This is a genomic window from Rugamonas violacea (assembly GCF_016461825.1).
Lineage (GTDB): Bacteria > Pseudomonadota > Gammaproteobacteria > Burkholderiales > Burkholderiaceae_D > Rugamonas.
The window spans coordinates 1-17,769 of record NZ_JAEMNU010000002.1 but is presented as its reverse complement, the minus strand read 5'-3'; the positions used below and the strand labels follow the sequence as shown (position 1 = coordinate 17,769).

Below are 17,769 nucleotides of genomic sequence, written 5' to 3'. Positions count from 1 at the left end.
CCCGAGGGGTCCGACCCCAGGTTTGCGCCTGTGGGGTTGGCTGGAGTTGACTACATACGGGGCCGTCCCCCGGCACCGGCCGCTGCTTGTTGCGCCCGCGCCCGGCTTAGCGCGTGCAAGCAGCGTACAATGGACTCTTCATTCTTGTCGCTGAAGTAAGGGTTCGTTTTTGTATGTTAAAAGTTGATCTGCACTGCCACTCCAATGTCTCCGACGGCGTGCTGGCGCCGGCCGCCGTGGCGCAGCACGCGCGCAAGGCCGGCATCGATGTCTGGGCGCTGACCGACCACGACGAGGTCGGCGGCACCGCCGCCGCGCGCGCCGCCGCCATCGACCTGGGCATGCGGTTCGTTTCAGGAGTGGAAATTTCGATTACCTGGGCCAAGGAGACGGTGCACATCGTCGGCCTGCAGCTCGACGAGACCAACCCGGCCCTGCTGGCCGGCCTGGAACGCACCCGCGCCGGCCGCGACAGCCGGGGCCGCGAGATCGCCCGCCAGCTGGCCGCCGTCGGCATCCCCGGCGCCTACGAGGGCGCGCTCAAGTATGTGGCCAACCCGGACCTGATGTCGCGCACCCATTTCGCCCGCTACCTGGTCGAGACCGGCGCCTGCGCTAACATCCCCGAGGTGTTCAGGAAATACCTGACCGAGGGCAAGCCGGGCTATGTGCCGCATTGCTGGGCCAGCCTGACGGACGCGGTCGGCTGGATCCGTGGCGCCGGCGGCATCGCCGTGATCGCCCACCCGGGCCGCTACAAGTTCAGCCCCACCGCCCAGGGCGCGCTGTTCGACGAGTTCAAGCAGCTCGGCGGCAGCGCCATCGAGGTGGTCACCGGCAGCCACACGCCGGACCAGTACGCCGAATACGCCCATCTGGCCAACCAGTACGGCTTCCTCGCCTCGCGCGGCACCGACTTCCACGCCCCCGGCGAGTCGCGCGTCGACTTCGCCCTGTTGCCGGCGCTGCCGGCCAGCGTCAAGCCGGTCTGGCACGACTGGTTCTGAGCGGCGGGCAGGCCGCCCCGCTTGGCGGCATGTCTCACAGCCCGGCGTTGCCGCCTGCGCGGCAACNCCCCCCCCGGGGCCTTAACACCCGCTTAAACACGGCGCCGGACGCTTGCATTTGGCGGCGCCCGGCCGTATCTTGTAAACTTGGTACTTGCGCCGGGAGAAACTATTTATGAAACGAATTATCTTATTCATCGCCACCAACCTCGCCGTGATGTTGGTGCTGTCGTTGGTGCTGTCCTTGCTCGGCGTCGGCCGGCCCGGCGCCGGCGGCGGCCTGAACCTCGGCAGCCTGATGGTGTTCTCGTTGGTGGTCGGCTTCACCGGCGCCATCTTCTCGCTGCTGATCAGCAAGCCGATGGCCAAGTGGTCGACCGGCGCCCGCGTCATCGAGGCGCCGTCCTCGTCGACCGAGCTGTGGCTGGTCAACACCGTCAAGGCGCTGGCCGAGCGGGCCGGCATCGGCATGCCCGAGGTCGCCGTCTATGAAGGCGAGGCGAACGCCTTCGCCACCGGCGCGTTCAAGAACTCGGCGCTGGTGGCGGTCTCCACCGGCCTGCTTGAAAGCATGAACCGCGACGAGGTCGAGGCCGTGTTGGGCCACGAGATCGCCCACATCGCCAACGGCGACATGGTGACCATGACCTTGATCCAGGGCGTGGTCAACACCTTCGTGGTGTTCCTGGCGCGGGTGGTCGGCTTCTTCGTCGACAAGGTGCTGCTCAAGAACAATGACGAGCGGCGCGGCCCCGGCATCGGCTACACGGTCACCGTGTTCGTCTGCGAGATCCTGTTCGGCCTGGTCGCCTCGCTGATCGTCGCCTGGTTCTCGCGCCAGCGCGAGTTCCGCGCCGACGCCGGCTCGGCCAAGTTGCTCGGCAGCAGCGTGCCGATGCAACATGCGCTGGCCCGCCTGGGCGGCCTGGCGCCGGGCGAGTTGCCGCAGTCGATAGCGGCGGCCGGCATCACCAACACCGCTGGCTGGTCGGAGTTGTTTTCCACCCACCCGCCGTTCGAGCAGCGTATCGCCGCCCTGCGTGGCGTACAATTGTAAGTAGTTCAATCATGCGCGGCGTGCCCGTCACGCCGCCCAATCCGCCACATGAGTCAATTTTTCCAGGTCCATCCAGATAACCCGCAGCAGCGCCTGATCAAGCAGGCGGCGCAAATCATCCATGGCGGCGGCATCGTCGCCATGCCGACCGATTCCTGCTACGCCTTGGTGTGCCACCTGGACGACAAGGGCGCCGTCGAACGGCTGCGGCGCATCCGCGGCATCGACGACAAGCACCATTTGACCCTGCTGTGCCGCGACCTGAGCGAGATCGGCGTCTACGCGCGGGTCGACAACCGCCAGTTCCGCCTGCTCAAGGCGGCCACGCCCGGCCCCTACACCTTCATCCTCGAGGCGACCAAGTGCGTGCCGCGCCGGCTCAGCCACCCGTCGCGCAAGACCATCGGCCTGCGCGTGCCGGAGAACGCCATCGTCCAGGCCTTGCTGGCCGAGCTGCAACAGCCGCTGCTGGGCACCACCCTGATCCTGCCCGGCGACGACGACTCGCTGACCGACGCCGACAGCATCCGCGCGCGGCTCGAGAAGCAGATCGAGCTGATCATCGACGGCGGCGCCTGCAGCCTGGAGCCGACCACGGTGATCGACCTGAGCGGCGACGGCGCCACCCTGATGCGCCAGGGCCGGGGCGACGCCGCCGTGTTCGGCCTCTAAGGTCGGCCTTGCCAGCGTGTCGTTTGCCACCGAGTTTGCCGGCGCGCCGCCCGCCACGTTCGACATCATTACCCCGCCGCGTCCCTGGTTCGACGCGCCCGACCATGCCCCACACCGCGCCCGGCCCAAGTCCGCCGGCGCGGCTCTGATAGAATCGCGTCCATGAACGACATCATGCAAACCATAGCGGTGTACGCACTGCCCGTCCTTTTTGCCATCACCCTGCACGAAGCCGCCCACGCCTACGCCGCCAAGTATTTCGGCGACAGCACCGCCTTCCTGGCCGGCCGCATGAGCATGAATCCGCTCAAGCACATCGACCTGTTGGGCACCATCGTCATCCCCGTCGCGCTGTACATCGCCACCGACGGCCGCTTCGTCTTCGGCTATGCCAAGCCGGTGCCGGTCGACTTCGGCAACCTGCGCAATCCGAAAAAACAGATGGCCTGGGTGGCGCTGGCCGGGCCGGCGTCGAACTTCGTCATGGCCTTCGGCTGGATGATCGTGTCGCTGCTGCTGGGCGCCGGCGGCCTGCAGGAGCCGTTTTTCTGGGAGATGGCCAAGGCCGGCGTGCTGGTCAACATTTTGATGTTCTCCTTCAACCTGGTGCCCATCCCGCCGCTCGACGGCGGCCGCATCGTCACCAGCCTGTTGCCGCACAAGCTGGCCTACCAGTTCGCCCGCATCGAGCTGTACGGCTTCTTCATCGTGCTGGCCTTGATATACTTTAAGATTCTGAACTTCTGGGTGGTGCCGGTGGCAGTCTTGACCGAGACCTTCCTGCATCTGATCCTGAGTCCGCTTTCCTTTCTTTTGAACTGACCCACTATGTATCCCGATCGCGTTGTATCCGGCATGCGGCCCACCGGCAGCATGCACCTCGGCCACTTCCACGGTGCGCTGAAGAACTGGATCAAGATGCAGTCCGAGCTGCCCTGCCTGTTTTTCGTGGCCGACTGGCACGCCCTGACCACGCACTACGACGACCCGACCATCATTGAGCGCAGCGCCTGGGAAATGTTGATCGACTGGCTGGCGGCCGGCGTCGACCCGTCGCAGGCGACGCTGTTCATCCAGTCCAAGGTGCCCGAGCACGCCGAGCTGCACCTGCTGTTGTCGATGGCCACGCCGCTCGGCTGGTTGGAGCGGGTGCCGACCTACAAGGACCAGATCGACAACCTGAGCAGCAAGGACCTGGCCACCTACGGCTTCCTCGGCTATCCGCTGCTGCAGGCGGCCGACGTGCTGATCTACCGCGCCAGCCAGGTGCCGGTCGGCGACGACCAGGTGCCGCATATCGAAATGATGCGCGAGATCGCGCGCCGCTTCAATCATCTGTACGGCAAGGAAAAAGGCTTCGAGGAAAAGGCGCAGGACGCCGTCAAGAAGCTGGGCAGCAAGCGCGCCAAGCTGTACAACGAGTTGCGCACCGAATACCAGCAGGACGGCAAGGACGACGCGCTGGAGCAGGCCAAGGCGATGCTCGACGATGCGCAGAGCCTGTCGATGATCGACCGCGAGCGCCTGTTCGGCTATCTGGAGGGCAGCCGCAAGCTGATCCTGGTCGAGCCGCAGGCGCGGCTGACGGCGTCCCCGCGCCTGCCCGGCCTGGACGGACGCAAGATGTCCAAGAGCTACAGCAACGCCATCGCGCTGCGCGAGGACAAGGACGTGGTCGCCAAGAAGGTGCGCACCATGCCGACCGACCCGGCGCGGGTCCGCCGCACCGACGTCGGCGACCCGGCCAAGTGCCCGGTGTGGCAGTTCCACGAGGTGTATTCCGACCTCGCCACCAAGGAGTGGGTGGTGAAGGGTTGCAAGTCGGCCGGCATCGGTTGCATCGAGTGCAAGCAGCCGGTGATCGACGCCATCGTCAAAGAGCAGGAACCGATGCACGAGCGCGCCCAGCAATATCTGGACGACCCCTCGCTGGTGCGCGCCATCGTCGCCGACGGCAACGACGTGGCCCGCAAGCTGGCGCAGGAAACCATGCGCGACGTGCGCGAGGCCATGGGATTGGCTTACTCGTGAGCGGCGCCGCCATGACTCCAAATGAAACCCACGGCGCCGAGCCGATTTCGGCCTGGGTGCGCCGCTACGCCCCGCTGATGCCGGGCGGCGAGGCGCTCGACCTGGCCTGCGGCAGCGGCCGCCACGCGCGCCATCTGGCGGCGCTGGGCCACGCCGTGGTGGCGGTCGACCGCGACCCGGCCGCGCTGGCCGCCGCCGCCGGGCCGGGCATCGTCACCTCGGAGATCGAACTGGAGGCGGCCGGCGCCGGTTGGCCGTTCGGCCCGGCGCGCTTCGCCGGCATCGTCGTCACCAATTACCTGCACCGCCCCTTGATGGCCGAGATGATCGCCAGTCTGGCGCCGAACGGCATGCTGATCTATGAAACCTTCTCCGACGGCAACGCCCAATTCGGCAAGCCGTCGAATCCCGACTTTTTGCTGCGGCCCGGCGAACTGCTGGCCTGGGCGCGCGACCACGAGTTGCGCGTGATCGCCTATGAGGACGGCGTGCTGGACACGCCAAAAGCTGCGATGGTGCAACGAATCTGCGCCGTCAAGCCCGAATTCCCCCGCGAGGCGGCGTTATTGCCGTCATTTTGAACGCCGATTGTCGGCCGAGATGCTCCATTGGCGCGGGCTATCGTCTACAATCGTTGTTTTAATTCTTTACGCAATTGGTTACCTATGATTAAGGGCAGCATAGTAGCAATCGTCACCCCGATGCACGCAGACGGCAGTCTGGACTATCCGGGTTTGCAGAAGTTGGTGGACTGGCACATCGCCGAGGGCACGGACAGCATCGTCATCGTCGGCACCACCGGCGAGTCGGCCACCGTCTCGGTCGAGGAGCACTGCGCGCTGATCAAGGCGACGGTGGGCTATGCCAAGGGACGCATCCCGATCATCGCCGGCACCGGCGGCAACTCCACCGAGGAGGCCATCAAGCTGACCCGTTACGCCAAGGAAGCCGGCGCCGACGCCGCCTTGTCGGTGGTGCCGTACTACAACCGGCCGACCCAGGAGGGCATGTTCCAGCACTTCAAGGCGATCAGCGAAGCGGTCGACCTGCCGATCATCCTGTACAACGTGCCGGGCCGCACCGTGGCCGACATGAGCAACGAGACCGTGGTGCGCCTGGCCGCGCTGCCCGGCATCGTCGGCCTCAAGGACGCGACCGGCAACATCGGCCGTGGCTACGACCTGCTGCGCCTGGTGCCGAAGAGCTTCGCCGTCTACTCGGGCGACGATCCGAGCGCGCTGGCGCTGATGCTGGCCGGCGGCCAGGGCAACATCTCGGTGACCGCCAACGTGGCGCCGCGCGCCATGCACGAGATGTGCAAGGCGGCGATGGCCGGCGACATCGCCCGTGCCGTCGAGATCAACAACCGGGTCTTCCCGTTGCACCAGAAACTCTTCATCGAACCGAATCCGGTGCCGGTCAAGTGGGCCTTGGCCGAGATGGGCATGATGCCCGCCGGCCTGCGCCTGCCGCTGGTGCCGCTGGCCGCCGAGTGCCACGACGCCGTCCGCGCGGCGCTGCGCGAAGCCGGCGTGATGCCGTAAGCAGCAACAAGCCCCGGCCAGACCCGGCCGGGACCTCCCTGATACCAGCTGCATTTGAGCTACTTATCCAGTAACGACATGACTATTCGCAAGACAGCTTCTCTTTCCCCGCAGCGCGCCGTGGTAGTTGGCGCCCTGATGGCCAGTTTGACCGGTTGCGGCATGATCGGCTCCGTCATCGGAACCGACAAGGTGGACTACAAGTCCGCCAAGAAAGCCAGCACGCTGGACGTGCCGCCGGACCTGACGCAATTGCAGAAAGATAATCGCTATACGCTGCCGGATTCGACCCTGGGCGTGGCCACCGCGTCCGGCTACAACGCGCAGAAGAACGGCTTGCCGGCCGGCGCTGGCGCCGCCGCCGGCGCCGAGGCGGTGGCCCCGGTCAGCCTGAGCAGCATCAAGGTCGAGCGCGCGGGCAACCAGCGCTGGCTGGTGCTCAAGCAGACGCCCGAGCAACTGTGGCCGCAGCTGAAGAGTTTCTGGGAGGAGTCCGGCTTCACGCTGGCGCTCGACATGTCGAGCGCCGGCATCATGGAAACCGAGTGGAACGAGAACCGCGCCAAGATCCCGCAGGACTTCATCCGCAACACGGTGGGCAAGGTCTTCGATTCGCTGTACTCCAGCGGCGAGCGCGACAAGTTCCGCACCCGCATCGAGCGTCTGCCCGACGGTTCCAGCGAGATCTACATCAGCCACCGTGGCGCCCAGGAGGTGATCACCGGCGCGCAGAAGGAAACCACGATGTGGACCGCGCGTCCCAACGATCCGGGCCTGGAGGCGCAGTTCCTGGCGCGCCTGATGACCAAGCTGGGCAGCAGCACCGACGAAGCGCAGGCGAAGACCGCCGTCGCCTCGGCCATCGTGCAGCCGCAGCACGCCACCCTGGTCGGCGCCGGCGTCAGCCGCGCCGTCGAGGTCGACGAGGGCTTCGACCGCGCCTGGCGCCGGGTCGGCCTGGCGCTGGACCGCGCCGGCTTCACCGTCGAGGACCGCGACCGCACCCAGGGCGTGTATTTCGTCCGCTATGTGGACCAGGACGCCGGCCAGACCAAGGGCTTCTTCAGCAAGCTGTTCAGCTGGGGTTCGTCGGAGTCGGACAAGGAAGCGCAACGCTACCGCATCTCGGTCAAGGCCGGCAGCGGCAGCAGCAGCATGGTTACCGTGCTGAGCAATGAAGGCAAGGGCGACCAGAGCGCCACCGCCGAGAAGATCCTGACCTTGCTGCACGAGCAACTGAAGTAAATTCGGCGCCGAAGGCTGTTCAGTCAAGGCGCCGGCGGCCAGCAACACCACCCACCGGCAGAGGGCCGGGGGGGGGGGCNNACCCGCGGGGTCCGACCCCAGCTTTCGCCGGTGGGTTTTTTTTGCCCGGCAGGCCGGTTCGGCCGCCGTGCAAAAGCATCAGGCGAAAAAAAACCGACCCGAAGGTCGGTTTTTTTCATCGTGCTGATTACTTCGAAGCAGCAGGAGCAGCCGAAGCGGCTGGAGCAGCGGCAGCGTCCGAAGCAGCAGGAGCAGCAGCAGCCGAAGCGGCTGGAGCAGCAGCAGCGTCAGCAGCTGGAGCAACAACAGGAGCAGGAGCGGCGGCTTCTGGAGCAGCTACTGGAGCTGGAGCAGCAGGAGCTTCTTCTTTTTTCGAGCAAGCAGCCAGAGCAACGGTCAGCAGGGAGATGATCAGCAGGGATTTTTTCATGGGGTTTTCCTCAATTAATTCAAAATTAAAACAACAATGTTGCGATGAATAATTACCGGTAATTATCGCTCATATTAGGGCGTCTTCGAAGGCTTTTCGTACCATAGGGTGCCTGCCAGACAACGGAAACTTCCTAACCGAATATTATAGCGATTTTTGGTGCGTCGCAATAGCCGCGCAAGCCGTTTTCACAACTATTTTGCGATATCGCAACTTTTCGGTTCCAACCCCGTAGAACGGAATGGGCACCTTCACCAGTTTTCAAGTCGAACAAGCGCATTCTACCTTGATCTTGGTCATAATCCAGCTGTACTTGCATGCAAACCGGGCAAGGATTCACTCCATATTGATTCAAATCGATCCGATGCTAACTTTATGGCATCGGAATCGGCGAAAACCGCCACGCCGCGCAGGTGGTCGCAATGAAAACGCCGCACCAGCATGGCGCCGTCGGCCAGGCAGAAGGAGTCGCTCAGCTGGCGCAGGCCGGCCGGCGTGACGCGGCATTCGACGGCGTGGCCGAAATCGCGCAGCAGGCGCAGGAAGCGCGGTTCCTGCCGTTGCAGGTGCTCGTTGCCGTGCGCCGCCAGGCGCAGCCGGCCGTGGCCGGCCAGGAAGCGGCGCAGCTCGGCGTCCACCGTCGAATGGCCCAGCTGCCACAGGGAAAAGTCGGGATCGAACAGGTCCAGGCGATGTTCTGCCCGCGCGAAGCAGTCGCGCAGATGCTGTTCGAATTGCGTGCGGCTCGAAAACGGCTGGCTTGACTGCTCCATGGGGCCTCCTGAGGGGGTGCTGCGCTTAGGCCAGTTCGATCCAGCCGTCCTGGTACCAGGTGTAGAGCGCGTCCATGACGTCGTCCGAGGCGCCGGCCAGGGCGGCGCCGTCGAGGGCGCGGGCGTTGGCCAGGGCCTCCAGCGTGGCCTTGTCGGCGCGGCCGATGGCGAAGGACTCGCCGTTGATGAAGACGTGCTTGCCCCGGTACAGCATCAGCGTCTTGCGCGACAGCGCCAGGCCGCGCTTGGCGGCCGCCTCGGCGAACTTGCCGACGTTGAGCGGTCGCGCCGGACCCTTGAAGAACACATTGTGCTTCGGCTCGGACAGGTGCTCGCCGAGGAAGATGGTGACGTCGTCCTCGGTGAAGCGCACCTTGTTGAGCTCGTCGGCGACGGTGCTCAGCATGTGGCGCGGAATCTCGGCCGGCTTGTTGCTGGCTTCCAGCTCCGGGTCGGCGTAACGGCCGGGCAGGTCGATCGAGTCGGCCATGAATTGCAGGAAGGCCTCGCCCAGTTCCTGGTAGGACGGCGAGCGGAAGCCGATCGAGTAGGTCTGGCAGTCGCCGATGGCGACGCCGTCGTGGGCGTAGTGGGGCGGCAGGTAAAGCATGTCGCCCGGCTCCAGCACGAACTCCTCGTTGGGCTTGAAGTTGGCCAGGATTTTCAACGGCAGGCCGTCGACCAGGCTGAGGTCCTTCTGCGGGCCGATGCGCCAGCGGCGCTGGCCGTGGGCTTGCAGCAGGAACACGTCGTAGGAATCGAAATGCGGGCCGACGCCGCCGCCGTCGGTGGCGAAGCTGACCATCAGGTCGTCCAGGCGGGCGTCCGGCAGGAAGCGGAACTGGCGCAGCAGCGCGTCGGCGCGGGCGTCGTGCAGGTTGACGCCCTGCACCAGCAGCGACCATTCCTTCTGCGTGCGCGGCGGCAGCGCCGTCAGCGGGCCGTTTTGCATGGCCCACTGGCCGCCGCCGGCGCTGACCAGGCGCGCTTCGACGTGGTCCTGGGCGGCCAGCGCGGCCAGCGCGTCGACGCTCAGCAGGGGCTTGAAATTGGGGATGGCCTGGCGGATCAGCAGGGGCTTTTTGTGCCAGTAGTCGCGCAGGAATTGCGCCGGCGTGATGTCGCCGAGGAGGGGTAATTTTTTCATACGACATTATAACCATCGGCGCCGCGGCGCAGCAGGGATTTGCGCCGCAGCCGCCGCGCCAGCGGCGGGCGCAGGCAGGGTATAATCGCGGGGATTATCTACAGAAAGGAAATACAATGAAGATTGCCAAGAACACGGTCGTGACTGTGAATTACAAACTGTCCGATGCACAGGACAATCTGATCGAAGACGGTAGCCAGCCTATGGTCTACCTGCACGGTGGCTACGAGAACACCCTGCCGAAAATCGAAGAGGAACTGGACGGCAAGGAAGTCGGCTATTCGTCGATCATCCAGGTCGAGCCGGACGACGCCTTCGGCGAGTACGACTCGGCGCTGGTCAAGGTCGAGCCGCGCAGCCGCCTGCCCGAGCCGCTGGAAGTGGGCATGCAGTTCGAAGGCATGCCGGATAGCGAGGACGACGAGGAAGCGATGATCTTCACCGTGACCGATATCGCCGACGACAAGGTTGTGCTGGACGGTAACCATCCGCTGGCCGGCATCGCGCTGCGCTTCTCGCTCAACGTGGTCGACGTGCGCGCCGCCACCGACGAAGAGATGGCCCACGGCCACGTGCACGGCGCCCATGGTCACCACCATGGCGACGAGGATGACGAAGGCGAAGCGGGCGACCACGTCGCCATTCACCCGATTCACTAAGCACCCGCAACACCCGCAGCACCCCGGCGGTGGGCGCGCCCCAGGGCGCGCCTACTGCTGCGCGGCGTCGGCGCCGCCGCCCTTGACACTGAAAAGGGCGGCGGTGCCGGGGCTGACGCGCAGCTCGGCCCATTCGGCGGTCAGGCTCAATTGTCCCAGATTGCCGCGCCAGACGATGGCCGGTTCAGCGTTCGTCGCAACCCCGTTCGCAACCCCGTTCGCACTTCCCGCCGCGCTGCTTGACGCGTTGCCCGCCGCAGCCGCCGTCGCATTCCCCGCCGCTCCCGACGCGCCGCCCTGGGCGTCGATCAACAACACCTTGCCATCGAATTTTCCCGCCAATGCCTTGAGCTGCCGGCGCGGTTCGGCGAAGCCGTCCTGTTTGTCGGCTTTCGACTGGAAGCCGGCCAGCAGCGAGAAGCCCTCGTCGGCCTGCAGGCCGGGATCGCCGTCGGAGAACAGCACGACGGCGGCCAGGCGCTTGCGCGCGGCCAGCGTGAACAGGCGGTGCAGCCAGGCGCGGTTGGCCACCAGGCGGTCCTCGAACTCGCTGTTGCGGCCCGCCTCGGGCAGGTAGTGGTTGTTCTTGGCCGGCAGGTTGAGGGTGGCGAACAGCACGTTGCCGTGTTCCCAGTGGGCGTTCTCGGCGTAGCTGCGGAACTTGGCGCTGGCCGACTGGCGGGTCAGCGCCAAGCGCCGCTCGCCGAGCGACTGGGCGTCGGCGAAGTACAGTTCGCGCAGACGGTTCAGCCGCTCGATGGCGTTGGAGCGGCCGGCCGAGTTCTTGCACGCGCTCCAGTCGCTGCCGGCCAGCGAGACGATCATCGGCTTGTCGGCCGCGTCGAGCATGGCGCGGCGCTGGCCGTACAGCTTGTCGCTGCACGGTTCGCTGGCCGCCTTGATGCCGGTGGCGACGACGAAGGCGGCGTTGCCGGCGCTGGACTCGGCGATCGCCCGGCGCAGCACGGCGGCGTCGGCGCTGGCCTTGAAGGAGTGGCCGATGACGCCGAACTGGAAGCCCTTGGCCGGCGCCGCCGGCGCGGCGTTGGCCTTGGCCGGTGCTAGCGTCACGGCCAAGGCCAAGGCTAAGCTCAATGCCGATGCCGATACCGCCAGCGCCATCAGCCGGCCCTGTGGTTGTTGCTGCTGCTGCTGCTGCTGCTGCTGCTGCTGCTGCTGCGCCGTCGATTGCGCGCGTCGCAGCGATGGGGGCGCGCTGGAGCTGGCCGGGCGCGGCCTCATGCCAGTGCCGGCCGCGCCAGGCGTTTCAGTTCGTATAGCTGGGCCAGCGCTTCGCGCGGCGTCAGCGCGTCCGGGTCGATGTCGTCGAGGGCGTCGAGCAGTTCGTCGAAGGCCGGGTTGGCCGTCGTCGCTACCGTGGCGGGCGCCGCGACCACCTCGTCGTTGGCGTCGGCCAGCGGCATGGCGAACAGGTCGAGCTGCGGCGTGGCGTCGAGCGCCTGCGCCTCCAGCCGCGCCAGGTGCTTGCGCGCCGCCTTGATGACGCCCTGCGGCACGCCGGCCAGTTGGGCCACCTGCAGGCCGTAACTCTGCGAGGCCGGACCGTCCTGCACCGCGTGCAGGAAGACGATGGAGTCCTTGTGCTCGACCGCCGACAGGTGCACATTGGCCGCGCTCGGGTGGCTCTCGGGCAGCTGGGTCAGCTCGAAGTAGTGGGTGGCGAACAGCGTGAAGCTGCGGCTGCTGTCGATCAGGTGGCGGGCGATGGCCCAGGCCAGCGCCAGGCCGTCGAAGGTCGAGGTGCCACGACCCACCTCGTCCATCAGCACCAGCGAGTGTTCGGTGGCGGCGTTGAGGATGCCGGCCGACTCGGTCATCTCGACCATGAAGGTGGAGCGGCCGCCGGCCAGATCGTCGGTGGCGCCGATGCGGGTGAAGATGCGGTCGATCGGGCCGATGACGGCGCTGGCCGCCGGCACGTAGCTGCCGACGTAGGCCAGCAGCGTAATCAGCGCGACCTGGCGCATGAAGGTCGACTTACCGCCCATGTTCGGGCCGGTGATCAGCAGCAGGCGGCGTTCGTTGACGAACTTGCAGTCGTTGGCGATGAAGCGCTCGATCTGGTTTTCCACCACCGGATGGCGGCCCTCGACGATGTTGATGCAGGAATGCTCGACCAACTGCGGCGCGCACCAGTTGTGGCGCAGCGCGTGGTCGGCCAGCGCGGTCAGCGTGTCGAGCTGGGCCAGGCCCTGGGCGATGGTCTGCAGCACGCCGATGTGCGGCGCCAGGTCGAACAGCAGCTGCTCGTACAGCATCTTCTCGCGCGCCAGCGCCTTGTCCTGCGCCGACAGGGCCTTGTCCTCGAAGGCCTTCAGCTCCGGCGTGATATAGCGCTCGGCGTTCTTCAGGGTCTGGCGGCGGCGGTAGTCGTCCGGCACCTTGTCGGTCTGGCCGTTGGTGACCTCGATGTAGAAGCCGTGCACCCGGTTGTACTCGACGCGCAGGTTGGCGATGCCGGTGCGGGCCCGCTCGCGCGTCTCCAGGTCGACCAGGAACTGGCCGGCGTTCTCGGACAGGCCGCGCAGCTCGTCGAGTTCGGCGTCGAAGCCGGCCGCGAAGACGCCGCCGTCGCGCACCATCGCCGCCGGCTCGACCGCCACGGCGCGGGTCAGCAGGTCGAGGCAGTCGGCCGGCGTGGCCAGCGCCTGATGGATCGCCGCCAGCAGCGCGCTGTCGCCGGCCGGGCCGCCGGTCAGGCTACGCAGCATGGCCTGGCGCAGCATGGGCAGCTGGCCCAGGCCGTCGCGCAGGCTGGCCAGGTCGCGCGGGCGGGCCGACAGCAGGGCGATGCGGGTGGTGATGCGTTCGATGTCGGGCACCTGGCCCAGCGTGGCGGCCAGCGCGCCGGTGGCGTCGCTGGCGCTCAGCGCGCCGATGGCGACATGGCGCGCGCGCGCCACCTGCTGGTCGCGGCGGGCGTGGTGCAGCCAGTGGCGCAGCAGGCGCGAGCCCATCGCCGTGCGGCAGTGGTCGAGCAGCGAGAACAGCGTCGGCGACTCCTGGCCACGGATCGTCTCGGTCAGTTCCAGGTTGCGGCGGGTGGCCGCGTCCAGGCCGATGAACTCGGTCTCGCTCTCGGTGGTCAGGCTGCGCACGTGCTGCAGGCCGCGTCCCTGGGTCGACTGGGCATAGCGCAGCAGCGCGCCGGCCGCGCCGAAGGCCGCGCCCAAACCGTCGGCGCCGAAGCCGGTCAGCGTCGCCACGGCCAGCTGGTCGAGCAGGGCCTTGTGGCCGCCGACCACGTCGAAGTGCCAGTCCGGCACGCGGTTGGTGTTGGCACCGGCGTTTTGCTCGAACATGTCGGCGCTGTCGCCGCGCAGGATCTCGGCCGGCGCGATGCGCTCCAGCTCCTGCTGCATGCGCGCGGCGACGGTCTTGGCGTCGCCGGAGAACTCCATCAGCTTGAGCGCGCCGCTGGCCAGCGACAGCCAGGCCAGGCCGGCGGTGACCACCTTGCGCTGGCTGATCGAGCACAGCGCCAGCAACGGCCGCTCGGCTTTTTCCGGCAGCAGGTCGGCGTCGGTCAGGGTGCCCGGCGTGACCACGCGCATCACCTTGCGCTCGACCGGTCCCTTGCTGGTGGCCGGGTCGCCGATCTGCTCGCAGATCGCCACCGACTCGCCCAGCTTGACCAGCTTGGCCAGATAGCCGTCGAGCGAGTGGAAGGGAATGCCGCACATCTTGATCGGATTGCCGCCCGAGGTGCCGCGCGCCGTCAACGTGATGCCGAGCAGGCGGGCGGCCTTCTCGGCGTCCTCGTGGAACAGCTCGTAGAAATCGCCCATGCGGTAGAACAGCAGCATGGTCGGGTGGTCGGCCTTCAGACGCAGGTATTGTTGCATCATCGGGGTGATTTTTTCGGAAGGTTTTGCGGTCATTGGGCTTGCTCAGTTCTGTTGTTTTTTGTCTTTGAAATCAAATGCTTAGACATTTTTGTGTACCGCAACTTGCCGCAGCTTTCCGCAACTTGCCGCAAAGTTCCTTCTTCAAAAAGTGAACCTAAAGGGGATTAGCAGAAAAAAGCAGAAATATGCTTCGAAGCTGGTCCCCCGCGAATATGGGCTGTAAAAATGTTTAAGATAATCAATAGCTTACAGGGGAAACCTGGTCCCCCGCGAGGACGGAACGTGGACGTCGGATTATACGGGAAACCTAACTCCCCGTCCTCTGCAAAACCACCATACCAAGGAAAACAAACTATGAAATTTAGCTTCACAATGCCCTTCATAAAGAGCCTGTCGATCCATCAGCGCCCGGCTGGCAGGGACACGACAGGTCAAGTCATCTTCGAGCCAAATCCCCAGAAGACTCCCGACATCCTCTACGATGGGGCACAGGATGCGCTGGGCGGAGTTGGCTAGGAATAAAAATCGGCGACTTCGATCTCAACGATATTTTGAATAAATTTATCGAAGAAAAAGTGATGTTCCCAAGCGCGAAAGAACGCGCGTTCAAGCACGCCACAGTGTCGTGTAATTGGGCACCGGAAAATCGCCGAAGGCGAGTTTGTTCATGCTCCCCGCGAAACCCTGCAATGCGCGCAGTGGCAGGCGAAACACCTGTTTGAGTCCGAGCAGCATCTCGACGACCGGCTCGGCCTAGACGCGTGGCCGGCCGCGCTTGGCGGCTCCGTCCCCGGCATCGCGTTGCCACAAGTCCTGCTTAATCCCGATCGTCATGTCACCTCGCGCGATCAGCCCGGCGTTGTAGGCCGGCCAGTTCTTGACTCGGTACTTGCCCTTGGGCTCTTGCCGCTGTTGTTCGTCCTTGCGCATCGTTTCAGGCAAAAGGCCAGAATCTACGCAAGTTCGTCGAAAGCTAACAGCCCTCCGGCACCGGCTGTTGCCCGTAAACGTCAGCCCTCTCCATGGCTGGATTTATGTAACAACGCCTATCGGATCGAGGATCTGCAGGAGGCCGTGCTGTTCGAGACGCTGGAATTCGAAGTTGTGTATATAACGACGTGCGACTAAGGCTGTCTTTCATTTTTTTCCAGAAAGTGCACGATGTCTTGCATTGTTTTTGACACTTCATGAATTCCGTCGGAACTCAGCACAGCACCGGAAGATTTATCCAGGATTAACTTTTCTATCAGTTCAAGGGACTCTTTTGTGTCGGAAATAAATAAGCGTATTGCTTTTGTTGATTCATCTGTCAGCGCATATCTAGATTCATCATCGGGTTCATTCGCCCGGCTGGGTAGCATTTCTGGAAAATTTTTCCAAATCGGAGAAATGATATTTAAAAAACTTTCCATTTTAAATTTTGAAAGGAGATCTGAAAATTCATTAATTAATTTTAGATTTTGATTATCTTTTATTGTTTTAAGTGCCATGTTTCCAACTTGATCTGACACGCCGATTATACTAATTATTTCTTTGGCGACTTCTTCGTTGAATATCATTTTATATCCCGCTAATAAATATGGTCTGTTTCAATAATATTATATTGAAAATTGTAAAATAACCTACCAAACTGAGTGGTTTGGTAGGCGCATTAAATGTAGGTGGGAATTATTTATAAAATAATAATTTCTATATTGTTAAAAATTAAATCAATGGAAATCAAAGAAATTAATAATAAAATCCCCAACCCGCCATGCATTTACGAAAACAAATATTCCAATTATTTCCATCGTTTCCCGGTGGTGTTTCCAGTTGCGAGTCTGAACATTTTGCTCGGCATATCGCGCTAACTTCTCTTTCACGATCTTTTTCACTCTTTATCGGCGGTGGAGGCGGGGGAACTGAACCGTCAGAGTTACAAAATACCCCTAGTGTGTTGCATAAATTCCAAGCTACTGGAGGCATTGGTGGAAACGCGGGGTCGGCCGGAGGCTGGGGAAGACGCGTATGGCAGACAACGACAATCTGCGATACCGTGTTTTCATCCGATCTTGCCGCCAACATGCTTTCGCTATCGGTGCAAATTGGAGCTGGCGGCAATGGCTCAGGGTTTTGAGCACCACCACCATCATCGCCACCACCACCAGCACCACCACCACCAGCACCACCGCCACCATCGCCGCCGCCACCACCATCGCCGCCGCCACCATCGCCGCCGCCACCATCGCCGCCACCATCGTCGCCGCCGCCTCCATCGTCACCGCCGCCGCCTCCGCCACACCTGATAGAATTCACGGAAATTGCCGATGTGGAAACGCCGCCGCCGCTCCTCTCCACCGCATTTTCGTCGCAATCAGTGGGTACCGAATTCGACGCCACACCTAGCCCAATTTTATCACTTGTTGGAATTTGTTCCAGAGCCTCACTTTGTAGCGCGGCGGTCGCCTTGTAAAGCTCAGTCATAAATTTCTTTGGGAACTGAGCTGTTGAAGGTGTTGCTTCTTCATTTAACTTGAATATCAGTTGTCCGTCGACATTACTTATTTCAAATTTCTTTACATCATAGCTATGATGAATATTTTTACAGATAATATTCGTACTTCTCTGGCTAAATGTACAAATATTTGCTCCACTTCCTGAAATGGCCAACCATGCTGCAGGAGTGTTCGCAATATAATATCCAGGAATAATTTTCTTCAGCAGCCCGAATTTTTTTGGCATTTCGGTATTTATGCATCTGGGCGAAAGATTAGCATCAAACTCACATGCAGCGATAGTTCGTGGGGAAATCCATCTTAAATGAAAGTTTGTGGGGGTAGTCGTTTGCGCCGCATTATTAATTTCCTCAGAGAAGCTTTCCGCTGAAAGCACTAAGGATATAAACGAGCATGCCAAAATAGCAATGCATTTGATTTTCATAATTCCTCTAAATAGTCAACAAATTACCTGGAATGCAATATTGCTTTACAGGAATCTATATATTGCAATATTTCATTTTGGAAAGCAAGTTTTTTCAAAGCAAGCTAGTTGTTTAGATTCGTGTGATTATGCACCTTTCCGTAGCTGGCCCCTCTTCAAGGCACGGCACGTTTTGAGTACACTTATCCATCCCAACGATTCGCATCAGACTCTATGAGCCAAGCACTGCACAGCCTTGCCAGAACCACGCACTTGATCCGTAAGGAAATCCGTGAATCTGAGCTATCCCAAGCCGAACTTACCCGCCGATACAACGTGACCCGCCAGACTATTCGCAAGTGGAAAGAGCGTGACAGCGAAGAAGATCGGTCCCATCGGCCGGACACCTTGCGCAC

Annotated in this window: 17 protein-coding genes and 2 pseudogenes; 12 read left to right on the top strand and 7 right to left on the bottom strand. The window is 63.0% G+C overall.

The genetic code is table 11. From position 1 onward, the window contains the following. Positions 1–173 precede the first annotated feature (173 nt). The 9 genes from H7U20_RS00260 (at position 174) to H7U20_RS00220 (ending at position 7,988) form a co-directional block, all read left to right on the top strand. Positions 174–1,007 carry a 3',5'-nucleoside bisphosphate phosphatase gene (locus H7U20_RS00260; protein ID WP_199517614.1) on the top strand — a complete coding sequence of 278 codons (834 nt, stop codon included), beginning with the start codon at positions 174–176 and terminating at the stop codon, positions 1,005–1,007. 175 nt (positions 1,008–1,182) lie between these two features. Further along, complete coding sequence (htpX, locus tag H7U20_RS00255) at positions 1,183–2,064, top strand: protease HtpX (protein ID WP_199517613.1); 882 nt, start codon at positions 1,183–1,185, stop codon at positions 2,062–2,064. Between the two features lie 48 nt (positions 2,065–2,112). Next, positions 2,113–2,736, top strand: coding sequence for an L-threonylcarbamoyladenylate synthase (locus tag H7U20_RS00250; protein WP_199517612.1), 624 nt, complete (start codon positions 2,113–2,115; stop codon positions 2,734–2,736). Positions 2,737–2,898: 162 nt separating this feature from the next. Beyond that, positions 2,899–3,558, top strand: coding sequence for a site-2 protease family protein (locus H7U20_RS00245; RefSeq protein ID WP_199517611.1), 660 nt, complete (start codon positions 2,899–2,901; stop codon positions 3,556–3,558). Between the two features lie 6 nt (positions 3,559–3,564). Beyond that, positions 3,565–4,767 (top strand): tryptophan--tRNA ligase, encoded by a 1,203-nt coding sequence (locus H7U20_RS00240; RefSeq protein WP_199517610.1) that lies wholly within the window; start codon positions 3,565–3,567, stop codon positions 4,765–4,767. A gap of 11 nt (positions 4,768–4,778) precedes the next feature. After that, the gene (locus H7U20_RS00235) at positions 4,779–5,348 is read left to right on the top strand and encodes a class I SAM-dependent methyltransferase (protein ID WP_199517609.1); all 570 of its coding nucleotides are present in this window, start codon (positions 4,779–4,781) and stop codon (positions 5,346–5,348) included. 84 nt (positions 5,349–5,432) lie between these two features. Next, positions 5,433–6,311: a 4-hydroxy-tetrahydrodipicolinate synthase gene (dapA, locus tag H7U20_RS00230; RefSeq protein WP_199517608.1), complete on the top strand. Its 879-nt coding sequence runs from the start codon at positions 5,433–5,435 to the stop codon at positions 6,309–6,311. A gap of 138 nt (positions 6,312–6,449) precedes the next feature. Continuing rightward, entirely contained in the window at positions 6,450–7,556 is a 1,107-nt protein-coding gene (gene bamC, locus H7U20_RS00225; RefSeq protein ID WP_199517607.1) for an outer membrane protein assembly factor BamC, read from the top strand. Between the two features lie 201 nt (positions 7,557–7,757). Beyond that, positions 7,758–7,988 carry a hypothetical protein gene (locus tag H7U20_RS00220; RefSeq protein WP_199517606.1) on the top strand — a complete coding sequence of 77 codons (231 nt, stop codon included), beginning with the start codon at positions 7,758–7,760 and terminating at the stop codon, positions 7,986–7,988. Between the two features lie 315 nt (positions 7,989–8,303). Here H7U20_RS00220 and H7U20_RS00215 read toward each other — a convergent pair whose 3' ends face one another. Both H7U20_RS00215 and H7U20_RS00210 read right to left on the bottom strand, forming a co-directional pair. Further along, positions 8,304–8,780, bottom strand: coding sequence for a DUF7931 domain-containing protein (locus tag H7U20_RS00215; protein ID WP_199517605.1), 477 nt, complete (start codon positions 8,778–8,780; stop codon positions 8,304–8,306). Positions 8,781–8,805: 25 nt separating this feature from the next. Next, positions 8,806–9,927, bottom strand: a complete 1,122-nt coding sequence (locus H7U20_RS00210; protein ID WP_199517604.1) for a cupin domain-containing protein — start codon at positions 9,925–9,927, stop codon at positions 8,806–8,808. 116 nt (positions 9,928–10,043) lie between these two features. Between H7U20_RS00210 and H7U20_RS00205 the strand changes: the two genes are divergently transcribed. Continuing rightward, complete coding sequence (locus H7U20_RS00205; protein ID WP_199517603.1) at positions 10,044–10,586, top strand: FKBP-type peptidyl-prolyl cis-trans isomerase; 543 nt, start codon at positions 10,044–10,046, stop codon at positions 10,584–10,586. Between the two features lie 51 nt (positions 10,587–10,637). On the opposite strand, the gene H7U20_RS00200 is transcribed toward H7U20_RS00205, so the two are convergent. Both H7U20_RS00200 and mutS read right to left on the bottom strand, forming a co-directional pair. Next, entirely contained in the window at positions 10,638–11,828 is a 1,191-nt protein-coding gene (locus tag H7U20_RS00200) for a hypothetical protein (protein WP_233410394.1), read from the bottom strand. After that, complete coding sequence (gene mutS / locus H7U20_RS00195; protein ID WP_233410393.1) at positions 11,825–14,488, bottom strand: DNA mismatch repair protein MutS; 2,664 nt, start codon at positions 14,486–14,488, stop codon at positions 11,825–11,827. Before mutS ends, H7U20_RS00200 begins: the two co-directional genes overlap by 4 nt. Before the next feature lie 321 nt (positions 14,489–14,809). Between mutS and H7U20_RS00190 the strand changes: the two genes are divergently transcribed. Beyond that, complete coding sequence (locus tag H7U20_RS00190) at positions 14,810–14,971, top strand: hypothetical protein (RefSeq protein ID WP_199517602.1); 162 nt, start codon at positions 14,810–14,812, stop codon at positions 14,969–14,971. Between the two features lie 96 nt (positions 14,972–15,067). On the opposite strand, the pseudogene H7U20_RS29995 reads toward H7U20_RS00190, so the two are convergent. From H7U20_RS29995 to H7U20_RS00170, 3 genes and pseudogenes are all read right to left on the bottom strand, one after another. Continuing rightward, positions 15,068–15,385 (bottom strand): annotated as a pseudogene (locus H7U20_RS29995) (transposase); the annotation flags it as partial. A gap of 194 nt (positions 15,386–15,579) precedes the next feature. After that, complete coding sequence (locus H7U20_RS00175; protein ID WP_199517598.1) at positions 15,580–16,014, bottom strand: hypothetical protein; 435 nt, start codon at positions 16,012–16,014, stop codon at positions 15,580–15,582. Positions 16,015–16,183: 169 nt separating this feature from the next. Further along, positions 16,184–17,374, bottom strand: coding sequence for a hypothetical protein (locus tag H7U20_RS00170; RefSeq protein WP_199517596.1), 1,191 nt, complete (start codon positions 17,372–17,374; stop codon positions 16,184–16,186). 213 nt (positions 17,375–17,587) lie between these two features. Here H7U20_RS00170 and H7U20_RS00165 point away from each other — a divergent pair. Beyond that, positions 17,588–17,769 (top strand): annotated as a pseudogene (locus H7U20_RS00165) (IS481 family transposase); the annotation flags it as partial.